Source organism: Halalkalibacter sp. APA_J-10(15) (assembly GCF_023017105.1).
In the GTDB taxonomy this organism is placed as follows: domain Bacteria; phylum Bacillota; class Bacilli; order Bacillales; family Bacillaceae_D; genus Halalkalibacter.
Map to the genome: position 1 here is coordinate 130,921 of NZ_JALKEV010000005.1, position 17,209 is coordinate 148,129.

The window sequence follows — 17,209 nt, forward strand, 5'->3', positions numbered from 1 at the left end:
ATGGTCTTAGCCTGTCGACAAAGTTCCGCAATAGCGAGGTAGTCGATACGCTTTTTTGATTAAAGAGCATGGCCATAATTATTCGCTTCGAATGCGCTCACCTACTTCCCGCGGGTAGCGAAGTATATTTCAGGAGCGGCTTATATGTACCGCTGTTGTGGGGAATTAGGTTGTGGAAATGTTTGTGAGATAATTAAATTCATGTGTGTAATGTGGATATTAACTGTGAACAACTTGTTCTGCAGCGGATTTTCCTGCTGTGTACCCTGTGGAAAATGCAACAGTAATGTTATAGCCTCCTGTGTAGCCGTGGATATCCAGAACTTCTCCACAGAAGTATAGCCCGTGCATCTTTTTTGAATGCATCGTTTTTGGTTCCACCTCTTTAATCGAAACCCCTCCACCAGTAACAAACGCTTTTTCAATCGATAGCGTACCATTTACTTCGAATGAAAAATGCTTACATTCTTGAGTGAATGCTCTCAACTCATCATGAGCAATCGCTTGGCTGTCAGCATTCAAGTCAATGTTACTTCGCTCAAGCAGAAATTGAAGCATTCGTTCACTAATAAAGCCTTTTAACACATTTTTGACGGCTTTTTTCGGAGCAGCTTGCATGCGTTTCAGAACCATTTGAAATAAAGCCTCTAGTGACTCGTTAGGAAAGAGATCGATTTCCATTTTAATGGAGGGTGTTTTTCCTTTTTTGAGTTCCTTTACGACATACTGGCTACATCGTAATACGGCTGGCCCCGATAGACCGAAGTGTGTGAAAATCATATCACCATCATGTGTCTTTATTTTCTTTCCTTTATGATTAAGAACAGAAAGATGGACATCTCGTAAGGATAAGCCTTGTAGTGTTTTATTCTTTATAAATCGTTCATTAGAAGTAATTGGGACCTCTGTCGGGTATAGATCGGTGATCGTATGACCAGCTTTTGTTGCCCAAGGGTAACCATCTCCAGTGGAGCCGGTGTGTGGAACTGACTTTCCTCCTGTTGCGATAATAACAGAGGAAGTGTATAGTTTTTCTCCTGTTGATAGTTGAACGTAATCGACAGCACCTTCTACATATTCTATCGTTTCAACGTGAGTATTTGTCCGAATGGTTACGCCGAGTCGATGAACTTCACGTAAAAGCGTTTCGACTACTGTGGTCGCTTTGTCATTAACGGGAAACATGCGCCCGCGGTCTTCTTCTTTTAACGCGATACCAAGCCCTTCAAAAAAAGCTATAATGTCTTCATTGTTGAAAACAGAAAAAGGACTGTACATAAATCGTCCATTCCCAGGGATATGGGCAATCAGGTGGTCGGTTTCCATTCGATTTGTAACGTTACAACGTCCACCACCTGAAATCGCTAGTTTGCGTCCGAGTTTACTTCCTTTATCGATAAGCAGTACGTCGGCACCGTATGTTGCAGCGGCAATAGAGGCCATTAGACCAGATGGCCCACCACCAATGATAATGACATCTTGTTTCACTTCTACACCTCATCTCATACAAAGAATAAAGAAGTATACCAATTTATGAAACGGAAAGCAAGCACGGGGTATAAATTAATTACAAAGAATGTTAGAATTTTGCAACCTTTTAGTTAAGCACTAGACTTGACTCTATGGTAAAATGCAAAGGAGTCTTTAAAAGTAAATGTTAAGACGAGGAACGTTATATGGATTTAAGAATAGAAGCTACTTGCGTTTTTCTTTATTTATAAAATTCTAAAAGATTAACCAAAGTGGGTGTAAGAGAATTCAGAGAAGGGCGTCGGCTTGCACGTTACACTTAATCTGAAAGAAGTTCACTCTCCGATTAACTCAAACCCGTGAAACGGCTACGCACGATGCAATTAAGAAAAGACTGCTATGCAGCTTTTCTTTAGGGAAAGAAGGTATGACGATGTCTGATCAAAAGTTATTGCGCGGCACAATGCTCTTAACAGCTGCGACAATGATTTCAAAAGTACTTGGTCTCATTTATATTTTTCCGTTTACAGCTATCGTAGGCTCAACTGGGGTAGCATTATATAATTATGGTTATCTCCCCTACATGGTTTTGCTTAGTTTGGCAACTTTAGGAGTACCTTTAGCGATTTCAAAATTTGTTTCAAAATATCATACATTAGGTGATTACCGTACAGGTCATCGCTTGTTTAAGTCAGGAATCATCGTTCTATCCATAACAGGATGTGTCGCTTTTCTATTATTATTTCTGTCTGCACCATCTTTAGCTCCTCTTATCGTTGATTCTTCAGATCTTCGCGGAAATACACACGATGATATTGTTTTTACGATTCGAATGGTGAGTATTGCCTTAATTATCGTTCCTATTATGGCTGTAATCCGTGGGTACTTCCAGGGCTTTCAATCAATGGGGCCAACTGCTGTCTCACAAGTGATTGAACAGCTCGTTCGTATTTTCTTCATCCTAGTTGTGACTTTCTTTATCATACAAGTGATGAATGGCGAAGTAGGTACGGCAGTTGGATTTGCAACATTTGGAGCATTTACAGGTGCGATTGGTGGTTTAATCATATTAGTGATGTATTGGTTTAAACGAAGACGGTTTATCTATGAGCAAATTGATAAAAGCACCGTCGATCATCAGCTTTCCTATAAAGAGATGTATAAAGAGTTAATAGCGTATGCTCTCCCTCTTTCGTTTGTTGGTTTAGCTTTACCTCTGTACCAAATAATTGATTTATTTACGTTTAATCATACACTAATGGCTAATGGGATGGATCAGGTCGTATCTGAGACGTATTTTGGTGTGTTTTCAGGGACAGCCCATAAAATTATTCTCATCCCTATGGCTTTAGCGACTGCTTTATCTGTGACGTTGATTCCAACGATTACTAAATCATATACGAGCGGTGATCAACAAACGTTACAGAAACAGATTACGCAAACTTTTCAAATCATTCTCTTTTTAACCATACCAGCTGCAGTAGGGCTATCTGTACTTTCTTATTCAGTTTTTGGGTCTTTATACGGACTAGAGGATCTTGAAATTGGTGGTTATATTTTACGGTATTATGCACCAATCACTTTATTCTTTGCACTGTTTGCTGTAACAGCAGCCATTTTACAAGGGCTTAATAAACAGAAATATGCTGTCATCGCGTTAGCAGTAGGTTTATTCGTCAAGCTATTAACAACTCAAGTGTTACTTTCTTGGCTTGGTCCAATAGGGGGAGTTTTCGCAACTTATTTAGGTTATATAACTTCGCTTGCTGTTACGATCACAGCGATTGGAAAATACGCTCAATTCCATTATGGATTTATTATGAAAAGAGCACTCCTTATTTCAATCTTCTCGTTTATAATGGCTATAGGCGTGATTGTCATTAACCTTGGGATGCGACAAATGCTGGAAGAGTTGACACGTTTAGCTGAGTGGGGAATTTTGCTTTTAGGGACAGGAGTAGGTTTTGTTATTTTTATGTTCCTATCTTACCGCTCTCATTTAGCAGGACAAGTATTAGGAAATCGTTTTCGTTTCTTGAAAAGAGAAAAGGCAAAACAACAGCAAGGTAATTAGTGGGCATTCGACAAGTGTTGCTAATGATATCCTCTTTTGCTCTTTTTTCGCCTTTGATATAATAAAGGAATAGCTCACAATAATCTTGAACAGAAATGGTAGAAATAGGGTGTAGTTGGAGGATGCGATGAAATATTCATTTCGAAAAGATAATGATTGGTTCTTAATAATAACTGTATTCCTTCTTACGATATTTGGCCTTATTATGGTCTTTAGTGCAAGCTATGTATTTGGAATCGCAATGGAAACACCAAACCCATATTATTTTATAAAACGACAATTACAATGGTTTTCTCTTGGAGCTTTCTTTTTCTTTGTCGTCATGCATGTTCCTTTTCGGTTATATAAAAAGCTATCACCATTGCTTATTATCTTATCACTCATCGCACTGGCACTCGTCCTAGTACCTGGAGTAGGCTATACTGTCAATGGAGCAACAAGATGGATTCGGATTGGATCATTTCAAATTCAGCCTTCGGAAGTGGTCAAAATTGTGATTATTATTTATTTGGCACAGGTGTATTCACAAAAGCAAGCATACATCGATCAATTTATTCGCGGTGTCATGCCACCACTTATCATTGTAGGTTTTATATTTGGTCTCATTATGCTTCAGCCTGATTTAGGAACGGCGACGTCCATTATGCTTGTGGCAGTCATCATTGTTTTCTTTTCAGGTGCAAAATGGTGGCATTTATTAAGTTTAGGTGTTGTAGGTGGATCTTTGTTCGCTGCTTTTTCAATGTCTGAGGACTATCGCATAAGACGATTAACTTCTTTTGTTGATCCTTTTGCTGATCCGTTAGATTCTGGATTACAATTGATTCAATCGTATATTGCGATTGCTCATGGTGGAATAAGTGGTACGGGTCTGGGACAAAGTGTGCAGAAGTTATTTTATTTACCTGAGCCATTTACGGATTTTATTCTAGCTGTTATCTCTGAAGAACTAGGTCTTCTAGGCATTTTATTCGTTTTAGGAGCACATGCTCTAATCTTGTTTCGTGGGGTCATGATCGGGACACGATGTAAGAACCCGTTTGGGAGCTTGTTAGCATTTGGAATTGTCTTTCAAATTGCGATTCAAGTAGTGTTTAATGTTGGGGCGGTAACGGGTCTATTACCTATTACAGGTATTCCCCTTCCGCTCGTTAGTAATGGAGGTTCATCCTTGTTAGTTACTTTAGTCTCTTTGGCGATTTTAGCCAATATTTCTCGCTACAACATTCGGCAACAACGTTTAAATGAAAATAAAGATGACGTCCAGCTTTCTGCTTCATAAGTAAGATTGCTGCTCTATAGATGGAGGGTCAAATGGAAGAAAGAAAGACACCTTTTCAACAGATCGATTATACGCTACTGTTTTTAATGTTTGTTTTAATGTGTATTAGCTTGTTAGCGATTTATAGTGGGGTTTCTGGTTCTACTCAATATGCCCTGGTTCCTTCTGCTGTCGTTACACAACAATTAGTGTTTTATGTAGCGGGTTTTATTATCATGATTGGGATGCTATTTGTCGATTATGATTTGTTTAAGAGCTTCTCAATCCCATTATATTTCATAAGTTTAATTTCTTTAATATTAGTATCTTTCACACCTTTAGGAGTGCATAGAAATGGGGCAACTCGCTGGCTAGATTTAGGCTTTGCGGAGCCACAGCCGTCAGAAATTATGAAGATCGTTCTGATTATCATTTTGGCACACATGTTATTTAAGATTACCCATAATCGTGTGTCTAAAGATTTGAAGTCAGATCTTGTTATTGTTTTTAAAGTGTTAGCGGTCGGGTTGCCACCTTTTTTCCTTATTTTGCGACAACCTGATTTAGGAACGGCTCTTGTTATTGCAAGTGTGATTGCAACGATGCTACTATTGTCGGGGGTTGCGTGGAGGATTTTGCTTGCACTTGGGCTATCAGCAGTTGCCGGGTTGTTAGGGCTTATTTATCTCCATAATACGAATTATGAATTGTTTTCAAAATTTATTGCTGGTCATCAATTAGATCGTATTTATGGTTGGTTAAATCCTTATGAATATCAAGGAAGCTTCGGATATCAGCTCGTTACGGCTATTCGTGGAATTGGCTCGGGGCAATTGTATGGAACTGGCTTCATGCAAGGAGTGCAAACACAAAGTGATACGGTTCCTGAAATTCATACTGATTTTATTTTTACTGTCATTGGAGAAGAATTTGGGTTCTTTGGAGCCGTTATTTTAATAGTGACGTATTTCTTATTATTTTATCGGATGATTATAATTGCCCTTACGTGTAACAATTTGTTTGGAACGTATTTAGTTTCAGGAGTGATCGGCTTACTTGTTTTCCAAGTTTTTCAAAACATTGCGATGACGATTGGATTAATGCCGATTACTGGCTTGGCACTCCCTTTTATTAGCTATGGGGGAAGTGCCCTCATTACGAATATGATTGCAATGGGAATTGTTTTGAATGTTAATATGCGAACGAAGCACTATATGTTTGAATCTGATGAAAATAGTTTGTCATGATAAGAGTGAACGCACGTTAACACGGGTATAGATAGAAGAAGTTGTGAAGTGAAAAAAATGAGGAGGGATGATCATGAAAGTAATCATTGGTTCTGGAAGGTTAGCAACATTGCTTATTGATCGAGTCAATCGTTCAGAGACAATCGGGGTGTATGGACGAAACGAAAGTAAGATACAATCGTTATTAGCAAGGTATTCCCATTTAACGAAAGTCTCTATCGAACAATTAAAAGTCGCTGATGATATCTTTCTTTGTATCCCTGCCTCCAGCTATCAGGCTTTTTTTAAAGAAGCGAATCCTTTTTTAAAAAAAGAGGCGACGCTTTACCATATGGCAACTGCGTTGATGAAGGAAGATGTTGAAGAGATGCTGCAAGGACAAGCTGTGCTTCCATTAAAGTTTGCTGGTCATGCGATTCAAGCGACATATGATCAAGGTGGTACGCTCGTTCTCGAAAAGCAATGGAGTGGAAAACGAGACTGGATCAATCAGTTATTTCCTCTCATGCAAGTTGTCATTGGAACAGAAGAAGAGGTTCTGATGGCTAACACGCTTGCAACGAAAGCAGCGATCGAAATGGCTATGACTGTTGAGAAGGAATTAAAGAAAAAAGGTATCTCAGATGATATTTCTTCACAAATGCTCAAACAAGTAGTTCCTGGTGTTTTAAACAGTTATTTATCAGGAGATCTTGGTCATTTTGCTCGTACATTTGTAAATGAAGTGCAAAAAAAGGTGGATCATCAATGAGACTTGATAAATTATTATCCCATACAGGCTATGGAACAAGAAAAGAAGTGAAGAAGCTTCTGAAAACAGGTGCTGTAAAAGTGAATGCCAATTTTGTGAAAGATGCGAAAACGCAAGTTGACCCACAAAATGATACAGTGAGCGTCTATGATGAAACCATTTATTATCAACCGTTTATCTATTTAATGTTAAATAAACCAAAAGGGGTTATCTCGGCGACAGAGGATCATCATCACCAAACCGTTGTTGATCTGTTGGAGATTGATGATCAGCGATATGACCCATTTCCGGTAGGACGTCTAGATAAAGATACAGAAGGATTATTACTGTTAACAAATGATGGTCAATTTTCTCACTCGCTTATGTCTCCTAAGAAGCATGTTAAAAAGACGTATATAGCTGAAGTGGATGGGCAAGTAACCGATAAGGAAAAACTCCTTTTTCAAAAAGGTGTGGAATTAGATGACGGTTATTGGACAAAGCCTGCAGAGTTAACCATTTTAAAAGCAGGTGAGGTCTCAATAGTACAATTAACGATTACTGAAGGAAAGTATCACCAAGTCAAAAGGATGTTTGAAGCAGTGGGGAAGAAAGTAATGGAATTAAAACGAATACAGATTGCTAACTTACGGTTAGATGAAACGTTGGAATTGGGAGGATATCGTGAACTGCGTGAGGATGAATGGCCTCTCCTATTTAATGATCATACTAACCAATAAAAACCAGAGGATTTCGTTCCTCTGGTTTTTATTGGCTACGATACGCGGATTTTCTTATTCGTGACCGTCCATTTCCCACGACTGGGGCTCTCAACGAGCTTGTTGTATTCAAGGACGTTTAAATCACGTTGGATGGTACGTTGAGTCGTTCCGAACTCTTCAACTAGTTCATTCGTTGTGACGGCCCCCTTTTGTTTGATGTAAAGGTAGATAGACTTAATTCGAGTCAGCATACGATCAGTTGAAGTTTTCAAACAACCACTCCTTCTTCTTAATCATGACTTTGTTAAGTAGAGTCTATGTAATAGAAGCTCCTTTCATGACGCTTATTACATGGACGAGGGAAACAACATCGACATTTAGGGACAGTTGCAATTTACTTTTAAGAAAGGTATCGTTAAGTGGTTCTTTGATTTATACACGTGTAGAACCTTTCATTAATTACATTTTACAATAGACAAGATAAATAAGCAAAGCGAAGCACTACATAATTGTTTAAATGGGGGATATGATGTGAATTGGCGAGAAGAAGTGAACAAACGGAAGGAACAAATTGTCGAAACAGCTAGAGCATTTTTGCAAATTGAAAGTGTTCTTAACGAATCGACTGCGACTGAATCGACTCCATTTGGCAAGGGAATTGACGAAGCATTAACGTATTTATTACAACGAGGTAAGGATTTTAATTTATCAACCAAAAATGTTGATGGCTACGCTGGGTTAATAGAGTATGGTCATGGAGAAGAAAGTGTCGGTGTGTTATGTCATATTGATGTAGTGCCAGCTCAGTCAAATGGTTGGCAAACGCACCCTTTTGCTGCAGAGGTGAGAGATCAGGCTATTATTGCTAGAGGAGCTATGGATAATAAAGGACCGACGATTGCATCTTTCTTTGCATTAGTGTTATTAAAGGAATTAAGACTAGAGGTGAACAAGCGAGTTCAATTAATTATCGGTACGGATGAGGAAAGCCACTGGCGTTGTGTTGAGCATTATTTTAAGCAAGAAGAAATGCCAGTGATTGGTTTTGCTCCTGATGCGGATTTTCCGATTATACATGCTGAGAAAGGAATCATTGATGTGATACTATCACAGTCTAGACAAGTAAATAATCAGCCTCCGCCTAACTCTACTATCAAGTTAGTTCGCTTTACTGCTGGTGAGAGAATGAACATGGTACCTGATGAAGCAGTTGCCTTACTTGAAGGGAATCTTACACATTTAGAAATGATTAAAGAGAAATATGAGCACTATTTGCAAGATGAAGGATTAGATGGAATGGCTCGATTGAAACAGAGCAACATAGAACTCACCTGTTATGGCAAGGCTGCTCATGGATCAACACCAGAAGTAGGAGTAAATGCTGGAGTTGAGCTTGCATATTTCTTAGTTCATCAAGGTAATCTCCAAGATGAAGTAAGTCGATTTCTCTCAATTGTTTCAACGATGAGACATGACTACAATGGGAAATCCTTAGGCATTGATATGAAGGATGAGGTCTCAGGAATGTTAAGTGTGAATGCAGGCTTAATCACCTACCAAGCGGATGGAGATGCGCAATTAGGCTGCAACATTCGCTATCCTGTAACGAAAGATGGTGATGTTCTTATCAATAAGCTCACAACGCTTGCAAATGAGCAAAAGCTCAATTGTCGGATTATTGATCATATGAAGCCAAGCTATGTCGAGAAAGATGATCCGCTTATTCAAACGTTACAGGCCGTTTATGAGCGTCACACTGGTGAGAAAGCTGAGCTTCTAGCAATTGGTGGTGGAACGTATGCCCGATCTTTGCACAAAGGAGTCGCATTTGGCCCATTGTTCCCTGGAAGAAAAGATCTAGCACATCAGAAAAATGAAGAAATTCTAATTGAAGATTTGTTGAAGATGACGGCGATTTATGCCGATGCTATGTATGAGTTAGCCAAATAATACTTATGTTATGAGAAAGCCGCAACATAGAAAGTGCCTGGCTCTGTTTTAACGTTTAAAAGCCTAATGAGAAGTGTGGGTCTTCTCATTAGGTGTTGACGCTATTAATGATCGAACGCTAAGAAAGAACTAACTTTCGAAATCAAATAGATCTGTGGATAAATATCGTTCTCCAGTGTCACAAGCAATGGCGACGACCGAATCTTGTGTTGTGAGCTTCTTAGCGATTTGCAGTGCTGCATAGCAAGCTGCACCTGAGGAAGGGCCGACAAGAATGGCTTCTTCCCGTGCTAGGCGAAGCGTTATGTTATAGGCATCTTCGTCTTCTACATTATGGATCTGATCGTAGACATCTTCATTTAAAATAGGTGGTACAAATCCTGGACTAGTCCCTACAAGCTTGTGGGGACCAGGCTTCCCTCCTGAAAGAACAGGAGAGCCAGCTGGTTCAACGACATGGATCGTTGACTGCGGGTACATTTTCTTTAATTCTTCGCCAGTACCTGTAATCGTTCCGCCTGTGCCAGAAGCTGCGACAAATGCGGAAAGTGACTGGCCAATTGAATCAAGACTGTCTTTAATTTCAACTGCTGTTGTATGGCGATGGGCATCAGGGTTTGCACTATTTTCAAATTGCATCGGAATAAAGCTATTTGGGATCGTCTTAGCTAGTTCATTTGCTTTTTGAATAGCACCGGGCATCTTTAGATCACCATCTGTCAAAACAACTTCGGCACCGTATGCTTTTAACAAGTTAATTCGTTCTTGTGACATCGTATCAGGCATGACTAGAATGGCTTTATAGCCTCGAGCAGCGGCATTCATCGCAATGCCAATACCAGTATTGCCGCTAGTTGGTTCAATAATTGTGGAATTAGGCTGAATGAGGTTGTCTTGTTCAGCTTGTATAATCATTTGATAGGCAGCGCGGTCTTTAACACTCCCACTTGGGTTTTGCATCTCCATTTTTAAATATACAGCTGCCCCATTTGGGTCAGTGATGCGGTTTAAGCGAATTAATGGAGTTTGTCCAATTAGATCGGCTATATTATTTACTACCTTCATGATGGGTACACGTCCTTTCCTGTCAAGAAACTTCCTATAGTGTATCATAATCGCGCTTTTAGAATAAAGATATCTTTCGCTATCAATTCGGAGGGAATATGAAGTATTTACAAACGACTTTGCAATTATCCATTTTCATTGTTATTTATTATCTGGGTGTTTGGATACAACAATTATTTTCATTGTTTATTCCAGGGAGTATTATTGGGATGACGCTATTATTCTTAGCTTTATCAATTGGTCTCATTCCACCAAAGTGGGTCGAACAGGGTGCATCTTTAATGCTTAAGCACCTACCTTTGTTATTTATACCAGTAACCGTAGGAGCATTACCGTATTTGCCTTTGTTTAAAGGAAGAGCTGCTCTCTTATTACTCATTGCTCTTATAAGTACAGCTATCGTTATGACTATTTCTGGTTTCATTTCACAGCGAATGGTAAGGAAAAAAGGAGATGAACTAGCTTGATTGTAGGTGTGACGTTATTTGGTTTTAGTTTGACTTTGCTAGCGTATATACTTGCAAAAGCAGTGTATAAAAGGATTCGAATTCCTTTTTTACTACCTGTATTAACGGCGACTGCTAGTATTATGATTCTTTTAACGGTTTTCAATGTTTCCTATGAAACGTATTATATTGGAGCGCAGTGGTTTGACCATTTGCTAGGGCCTGCTGTCGTTGCGTTAGCATTACCGCTTTATCGACAACTACCTTTAGTTATCAAATATTTGCGGACGATTTTAGTCAGTGTTAGTATTGGAGCAGTTATTGGTGTTAGTACGGGACTTTTATTAGCTGGTGAACTTGGAGTCAAAGAAGAGTTACAATTATCAATTGTCCCTAAATCAGTTACGGCTCCTGTTGCAATGGATGTTGCTGCTTCACTCGGAGGGGTACCTGCATTAGCTGCGGTCTTTGTTGCGGTAGCAGGAATTGGAGGCTCCGTTATCTCATCTTATATTTTTCAATTAGCTCACATTCATCATCCTCTTGCTCGTGGAATCGGGCTTGGGTGTGCTTCTCATGCTATTGGAACAGCAAAAGCGTTAGAATATGGTGAGCAAGAAGGAGCGATTAGCTCAATTGCGATGACGATAAGTGCAATCGTTGTTTCCATTATTGCTCCTTTACTCGTCTTTCTATTATACTGAAGGAATATGGAATTATAATGTTATGAAGGGTTTAGAATAGATGTGGGGTGGGAGGGACGTAAGTGGCTCATTTAATTAAATTAAAGGATTATTCGTCACGCTATCAATTTGATATTCAACGATATCCTAGTCAGTATACACGCTATAAGAAGGAAAGATGGTATTATTTAAAAACAGAATGGGATCAACTCCAATTTGATGAGGACAGAGAGAACCAAGAGCAGGTAGTGGATCATAATCGACTTCGCTCTTTTTTCACTAAATTTATAAGATGGGGACATTCTATTATACCAGATGTCAATTCTTCTGATAGATCTGCTCAAACGTTAGATGATGTGAAAAAGCAGTACGCTCATGAATTGTTCAAGATGCAAATTAAATGGGCGACGTCAATGAAAACAGGAGAATTACATGTGGATGAAGACTTTGAACAGGACGAATGGCTACGGTTCTTTGCGCAACAAATTCCAGATAGCTATTTCTTATTGTATCATCCAGTGTTTCTTTATAAAAAGGCAGAAATTGATTTAGATATCGTTCTTATTAGCCCATCAGAAATATGGTGTATTACGATTTTAGATGGAAAAGAACATAGTGTATTTGAAGCACGGTCAGGTCGTTATTGGTTTGAGTACATTGATAAAACGAAGAAGCAACGGATTAATCCACTTATTACATTAAAGCGGATGCGTGCTGTTATTGAAGAACGTTTAAAGGAGTCGTCAATGACATTTTCGATTAAGCAGGTTGTTCTTTGTCGTAACGGAATGATTGATTATAAATTGCAAGGAACGAATGTGGAATTTATTGATAAGCGTGAATTTAATAAGTGGTTGGAAAGGTTACAGAACCATCCATCTCCGATCAAACATAATCAAATGCAAGTTGCTACATTATTATTAAATGAATGTGTTGATAAAAAAGAGAATGAAGAAGAAGAGAAAGAGTAGGGGGAAGTTTGTTTGAAGTATAGACCGAGTGATTTCCATTGGAATATACGTAAGGTTTGGAACTGGATGGGACAAAGGGAGATTATGATTGAAATCGTTGATCTTGACAATTGTGTTTCATTTGGTCGAACTGTAAACGATGCAAAAAATGATTTAGAAGAGGCGCTTTACCAATGGATTAGAAAGAATGGTATGGATCGGCTTCCTGAAGTAAGAGATACGGCTCAGTTGATTTATATCGAAAAAGAGATGGAGAAAGAAGAGTTCGATAGGATTAACGAGGAAATTAAAGAAATGAAGCTTTAAAGAGGCTGTGGGATATGTATTCCCCAGCCTCTTTATTAAAAGAGAAGAATGTATAAAAGATCTAAGAAGCTTAGAGTTTGGCACAAAAGTGTTTATATAAATGAGAAACCGAACATATACACAGTGATACAAATAACGCTCCTGAAATATACTTCGCTTTCAGCGGGAAGTTGGTGAGCTTCCTCGTCCTCGTGCTAGGCACTGCGGGGTCTCACCTTTGCTTTTCAGTTGTCTCCTTTTCATCCCGTAGGAGTCACGTATATGTGACCCGATACGTTCGCACAATGTTCGGATTCACAGCTAAACACGTTTGTTATGTCCCAGCCTCATTGGACTTCTACACAGCCTCAAGTCTATTCAGGTGTTAAGCAACGATTGAAAGGTTATTTTAGAATATGACCGTCTTATTACCATATACGATAATTTGATCATTTAAATGCCATGTAACAGCTCTAGAAAGTGCGATTCGTTCAACTTGACGACCGGCTATTTTGAGCTTATCGGTTGTGTAACGATGATTCACACGTAAAACATCTTGTTCAATAATGGGACCTTCATCTAGATCATCCGTTACGTAATGAGCGGTAGCACCGATTAATTTCACGCCTCGTTCAAATGCCTTTGCATAAGGATTAGCTCCAATAAATGCAGGTAAAAAAGAGTGGTGAATATTAATGATTCGTTTAGGAAATGTTGAAACAAAGGTCGGTGATAAAATTTGCATATAACGTGCCAGTACAATGAAGTCAATTTCATACTTATGAAGAAGTTTGACTGCTTCTTGCTCTGCTTCTGCTTTACTTTCTTTCGTAACAGGTACATAAAAGAAAGGTATTCCATATGATTCAACTTCTTTTTGCAGGTCTTTATGATTGCTAATAACTAACGGAATCTCTGCTTTTAATTCACCTGCTTTCCACTTCCAAAGCAATTCAAGAAGGCAATGGTCTTCTTTTGAGACGAAAATGGCCATTTTTTTCTTTCTAGAAGCAGGTTCCATACGCCAATCCATTGAGAATTCATTCGCAATTTCAATGAATGATTGCCGAAGATCTTCTAATTGATAAGAGCCATATAGGTCAAATTCAACACGCATAAAAAACATACCCCCTGAAGGGTCTGTTGAATATTGGTCGGATTGAAGAATGTTGGCTCCATTTTTTTGTAAGAAAGCTGAAACAGCTGCCACAATACCTGGTTTATCGTGACAAGAAATTAATAAACGAACTTGCGTCGATATGCTATTTACTGTCATTATAAGTCCTCCACATTTGTTACTATCCATTTCATTATACGAAAATACAATATACAAGTAAAAGGGATCTTACATATTTAAGCAAATTACTAGGTTCTTTGTCAATGAATCATATTAGAAAAACGATTTTGTTAATGAGTTTAACGTTTGATATTTGTGAATAGTAAACGGATGGAAAGAAATAATAGTAACTATAGATTGACTGTTCATAGGCTTCTCTGATAGGATAAACTATATTAGGTGTCGTATGTTTGTGAGCAGAGCCTGGCGGTTGCAGCTCTGCTTTATCACTTTATTAATAAAACGAATGATTTGATGAAGACAGACAGTTGATAAATAAAGGTTGGTTATTAATTGTTAAGTGATCTTTTCTTACCATTACAGTGATGATCATTTTATTAAAATAACCAATTAACGTGAGCTCAAGCCTTTTCTTAGTAGAATACTTATGTTTTTACTTGAAGGAAAGATAGCGATGTAGCGTTCAGCTTCGATCTCATATAGGAAAAGACAGTGAATGAAAATGAGGGTGAATCGGGTGGAACAATTATTAGGTGATGGCTGGAAGGTATTGCCGGCCGGAGGAGTGACAGGAGAAGCATATATTGCTCAACAAGGTGAGCAAACCGTTTTTTTAAAGCGGAACTCGTCCCCATTTTTAGCTGTTCTTTCGGCAGAAGGCATTGTTCCTAAGTTGCTATGGACGCGAAGGCTTGAAAATGGTGATGTTGTAACAGCACAGCGCTGGTTAAGTGGGCGAGAATTAAAAGCCTATGAAATGAAAGAAAATAGGGTCGCAGCACTTTTAGCAAAAATCCATAATTCTAGTGAATTACTCGATATGTTTAAACGAATTGGAAATGAACCGTTAACTCCTTATCGTATAGTAGAGAATTTACGATTACAATTACAAGCCCATCACCTCGAAGATCCTACAATTGAACAAGCAATGACGTATTTAATTGATAAATTAGAAGCTGTTCGCTTTCATCATTACGTCGTATGTCATTGTGATATTAATCATAATAATTGGATGATTGATGATGAGGAGCATCTTTATTTAATTGATTGGGATGGAGCTAAAGTAGCAGATCCAGCCATTGACTTAGGTTTGTTACTTTATTCTTATATTGCTGAATCAGATTGGGCCGTTTGGTTAGAGCAATACGGAATAGTGTTAGATAAATCTTTGCGCGAGAGAATGCACTGGTATGTTGTATCGCAATCCATTTCTGTACTAATTTGGCATTTTGAACGTGAACAATTAGATGAAGTGGAACAGCTGAAGGTATATTTAAATAGTTTATTACTAAGTTAAATACAGCGAGGGTGCTTTAAATGGTTTTTAAACCTTTAAGGCACCCTCAATTAGTAGTGGTTGTTCGTTCACTCTTAAGAACCACTTGAACAAATAACATTACTGAGATTTCACCATCTTATTTCCGGGGGAATGGAGCATGTACTATTCGATGTTTAGCGAGTTCATCCATTGACTGACCTCTTCATCGGGAAAGGGCTGGTGATTAAGTGTGTGAAGCTGTTGGATTGATGAAAGCGTCGCACGTAGTTCTGGTGCTAAGGAAGTATCATTTGAAAGGCTAGACACTAATCGTTCAATTTGAGCTGCTTCATCAGTTGTCATATAATGTTCATTCGCCTGGTTTTGCAAGAGGTCTTTTAATAATTGAAGCTTCGTTTGTGAAGTAATCGGCATGTTATAAAGACTCCTTTCAATCTTATGAATAACGTAACAATGTACAATGTTATCGTAACCGAATGTATACAATATATACTTATCTAGTTATTTTCGCGTTAAGGAGTGTACGCAAATGAGATTAAGAAATAAGCCGTGGGCGAAAGAAGAATTAGCCCAATATCCTGAAATAGTGGTTCAACGCCCTGAGTTGCATAAAGGGAAGTGGCAAGAGCTTTTTGGTAACAGTCACCCGATCTACATTGAAGTTGGCACAGGAAAAGGGCAATTTTTAACCGGAATGGCTCAGCAGTACCCTAATGTAAATTTTATAGGTATTGAAAAATACGAGACTGTCCTATTAACCGCTTTAGAGCGAGCAAAAGCATTAAAGCTACCCAATTTGAAATTTCTAAATGAGGATGCTATTGATTTGCTGCAATTCTTTGAAAAGGATGATTTAAGTAGAGTGTACATTAATTTTACCGATCCTTGGCCAAAGAACCGACATGAAAAGAGGCGGTTAACTTACAAGGACTATCTCGAATTATATGAGCAATTGTTAAAGAGTGATGGTGAAATTCATTTTAAAACAGACAATCAAGGTTTGTTTGAATATTCGTTGGAGAGCTTCTCAAGGTTTGGATTAATTGTTAAAAATGTTAGCCTTAACCTACATAAAAGTCAGTTTGAAGGAAATATCATGACGGAATATGAAGAGAAATTTTCAAAAAAGGGAATGCGGATTTATCGCTGCGAAGCTATGTTTAAAGAAGAGTAAGTATAAAATAATCTAGATCAGTGTCATTGGTCTAGTTGCATTCAAAGATGTTATTATCATGCACTCCATGAAAAATCTCTCTCATGGAGTGCTGAGAACCATTCAGGCTACAATTGCTCTAACTCGATAATTGTGCCACTGTTCGTTTCAACGAGAAATTCATATTGAACAGTTCCATTATCATTAACTGTTGATATTCCACCACGATAGACATGATAGTCGATTGATTGACGAGTGACTGTTTCAGGAACCATATGAATCCATGAGCCGGAAATGTGATACGTCGGTTGCATTGCTTTTTTGACTTTTTTTAATGCGTTTTCTGGTGTTATATTTTGAGGTCTTTTTTTATTTTGGAGCCATAATCCTATAGACACCCCTACACCTAATCCAAGTAAAAAGCGTTTAACGGTCATTTTCTTCTTCCTTTCTTCTCATTGAGTCCAATTCTTCCTTGTGTTCAATTGTAGTATACATAAAAAAAGTTATTTGACCAAACTAAGTAGCATCCTTTAAAAAAGTTAGCTAAAATGAATAGAAGTGAACAGAAAGAGA

18 protein-coding genes are annotated in these 17,209 nt (G+C 38.3%); 12 read left to right on the forward strand and 6 right to left on the reverse strand.

Going from position 1 to position 17,209, the window contains the following annotated elements:
- Positions 1 to 219: 219 nt before the first annotated feature.
- Entirely contained in the window at positions 220 to 1,488 is a 1,269-nt protein-coding gene (locus MW695_RS07735; protein ID WP_247104640.1) for a BaiN/RdsA family NAD(P)/FAD-dependent oxidoreductase, read from the reverse strand.
- A 415-nt stretch (positions 1,489 to 1,903) separates the two neighbouring features.
- Here MW695_RS07735 and MW695_RS07740 point away from each other — a divergent pair, with 415 nt between their 5' ends.
- The 5 genes from MW695_RS07740 (at position 1,904) to MW695_RS07760 (ending at position 7,522) form a co-directional block, all read left to right on the forward strand.
- Complete coding sequence (locus tag MW695_RS07740) at positions 1,904 to 3,544, forward strand: putative polysaccharide biosynthesis protein (RefSeq protein WP_247104642.1); 1,641 nt, start codon at positions 1,904 to 1,906, stop codon at positions 3,542 to 3,544.
- Positions 3,545 to 3,671: 127 nt separating this feature from the next.
- Positions 3,672 to 4,826: a putative lipid II flippase FtsW gene (ftsW, locus tag MW695_RS07745; protein ID WP_247104643.1), complete on the forward strand. Its 1,155-nt coding sequence runs from the start codon at positions 3,672 to 3,674 to the stop codon at positions 4,824 to 4,826.
- Positions 4,827 to 4,858: 32 nt separating this feature from the next.
- On the forward strand, positions 4,859 to 6,052 hold the full coding sequence (gene rodA / locus MW695_RS07750; RefSeq protein ID WP_247104644.1) for a rod shape-determining protein RodA: 1,194 nt from the start codon (positions 4,859 to 4,861) through the stop codon (positions 6,050 to 6,052).
- A 73-nt stretch (positions 6,053 to 6,125) separates the two neighbouring features.
- Positions 6,126 to 6,803, forward strand: a complete 678-nt coding sequence (locus tag MW695_RS07755) for an NAD(P)-binding domain-containing protein (protein ID WP_247104646.1) — start codon at positions 6,126 to 6,128, stop codon at positions 6,801 to 6,803.
- Positions 6,800 to 7,522, forward strand: coding sequence for a pseudouridine synthase (locus MW695_RS07760; RefSeq protein WP_247104647.1), 723 nt, complete (start codon positions 6,800 to 6,802; stop codon positions 7,520 to 7,522). The genes MW695_RS07755 and MW695_RS07760 overlap by 4 nt, the downstream gene beginning before the upstream one ends.
- A 35-nt stretch (positions 7,523 to 7,557) precedes the next feature.
- Here the strand turns inward: MW695_RS07760 and MW695_RS07765 are convergent, their stop codons facing one another.
- Positions 7,558 to 7,776, reverse strand: a complete 219-nt coding sequence (locus MW695_RS07765) for a DeoR family transcriptional regulator (RefSeq protein ID WP_062047670.1) — start codon at positions 7,774 to 7,776, stop codon at positions 7,558 to 7,560.
- Positions 7,777 to 8,035: 259 nt separating this feature from the next.
- On the opposite strand from MW695_RS07765, the gene pepV reads away from it, so the two are divergent.
- The gene (pepV, locus tag MW695_RS07770) at positions 8,036 to 9,454 is read left to right on the forward strand and encodes a dipeptidase PepV (protein WP_247104648.1); all 1,419 of its coding nucleotides are present in this window, start codon (positions 8,036 to 8,038) and stop codon (positions 9,452 to 9,454) included.
- 129 nt (positions 9,455 to 9,583) lie between these two features.
- On the opposite strand, the gene cysK is transcribed toward pepV, so the two are convergent.
- Positions 9,584 to 10,519, reverse strand: coding sequence for a cysteine synthase A (gene cysK, locus MW695_RS07775; RefSeq protein ID WP_247104649.1), 936 nt, complete (start codon positions 10,517 to 10,519; stop codon positions 9,584 to 9,586).
- A 98-nt stretch (positions 10,520 to 10,617) separates the two neighbouring features.
- Here cysK and MW695_RS07780 point away from each other — a divergent pair, with 98 nt between their 5' ends.
- The 4 genes from MW695_RS07780 to MW695_RS07795 all read left to right on the forward strand — a co-directional run bounded on the left by MW695_RS07780 (position 10,618) and on the right by MW695_RS07795 (position 12,925).
- Positions 10,618 to 10,986, forward strand: a complete 369-nt coding sequence (locus MW695_RS07780; RefSeq protein WP_247104650.1) for a CidA/LrgA family protein — start codon at positions 10,618 to 10,620, stop codon at positions 10,984 to 10,986.
- Entirely contained in the window at positions 10,983 to 11,669 is a 687-nt protein-coding gene (locus MW695_RS07785; protein ID WP_247104651.1) for an LrgB family protein, read from the forward strand. The genes MW695_RS07780 and MW695_RS07785 overlap by 4 nt, the downstream gene beginning before the upstream one ends.
- A 62-nt stretch (positions 11,670 to 11,731) precedes the next feature.
- Positions 11,732 to 12,619, forward strand: a complete 888-nt coding sequence (locus MW695_RS22970) for a nuclease-related domain-containing protein (RefSeq protein WP_247104652.1) — start codon at positions 11,732 to 11,734, stop codon at positions 12,617 to 12,619.
- Positions 12,620 to 12,631: 12 nt separating this feature from the next.
- Positions 12,632 to 12,925 (forward strand): type II toxin-antitoxin system HicB family antitoxin, encoded by a 294-nt coding sequence (locus tag MW695_RS07795; RefSeq protein WP_247104653.1) that lies wholly within the window; start codon positions 12,632 to 12,634, stop codon positions 12,923 to 12,925.
- Positions 12,926 to 13,313: 388 nt separating this feature from the next.
- Here MW695_RS07795 and purU read toward each other — a convergent pair whose 3' ends face one another.
- Positions 13,314 to 14,180 (reverse strand): formyltetrahydrofolate deformylase, encoded by an 867-nt coding sequence (gene purU, locus MW695_RS07800; RefSeq protein WP_247104655.1) that lies wholly within the window; start codon positions 14,178 to 14,180, stop codon positions 13,314 to 13,316.
- Positions 14,181 to 14,703: 523 nt separating this feature from the next.
- Between purU and MW695_RS07805 the strand changes: the two genes are divergently transcribed.
- Positions 14,704 to 15,498 carry a phosphotransferase family protein gene (locus MW695_RS07805; protein WP_247104790.1) on the forward strand — a complete coding sequence of 265 codons (795 nt, stop codon included), beginning with the start codon at positions 14,704 to 14,706 and terminating at the stop codon, positions 15,496 to 15,498.
- 144 nt (positions 15,499 to 15,642) lie between these two features.
- Here MW695_RS07805 and MW695_RS07810 read toward each other — a convergent pair whose 3' ends face one another.
- On the reverse strand, positions 15,643 to 15,894 hold the full coding sequence (locus MW695_RS07810; protein ID WP_247104656.1) for a YtzH-like family protein: 252 nt from the start codon (positions 15,892 to 15,894) through the stop codon (positions 15,643 to 15,645).
- Between the two features lie 115 nt (positions 15,895 to 16,009).
- Here MW695_RS07810 and trmB point away from each other — a divergent pair, with 115 nt between their 5' ends.
- The gene (gene trmB, locus MW695_RS07815) at positions 16,010 to 16,654 is read left to right on the forward strand and encodes a tRNA (guanosine(46)-N7)-methyltransferase TrmB (RefSeq protein WP_247104658.1); all 645 of its coding nucleotides are present in this window, start codon (positions 16,010 to 16,012) and stop codon (positions 16,652 to 16,654) included.
- Between the two features lie 107 nt (positions 16,655 to 16,761).
- Here trmB and MW695_RS07820 read toward each other — a convergent pair whose 3' ends face one another.
- Positions 16,762 to 17,070, reverse strand: coding sequence for a PepSY domain-containing protein (locus MW695_RS07820; protein ID WP_247104660.1), 309 nt, complete (start codon positions 17,068 to 17,070; stop codon positions 16,762 to 16,764).
- Between the last annotated feature and the right edge of the window lie 139 nt (positions 17,071 to 17,209).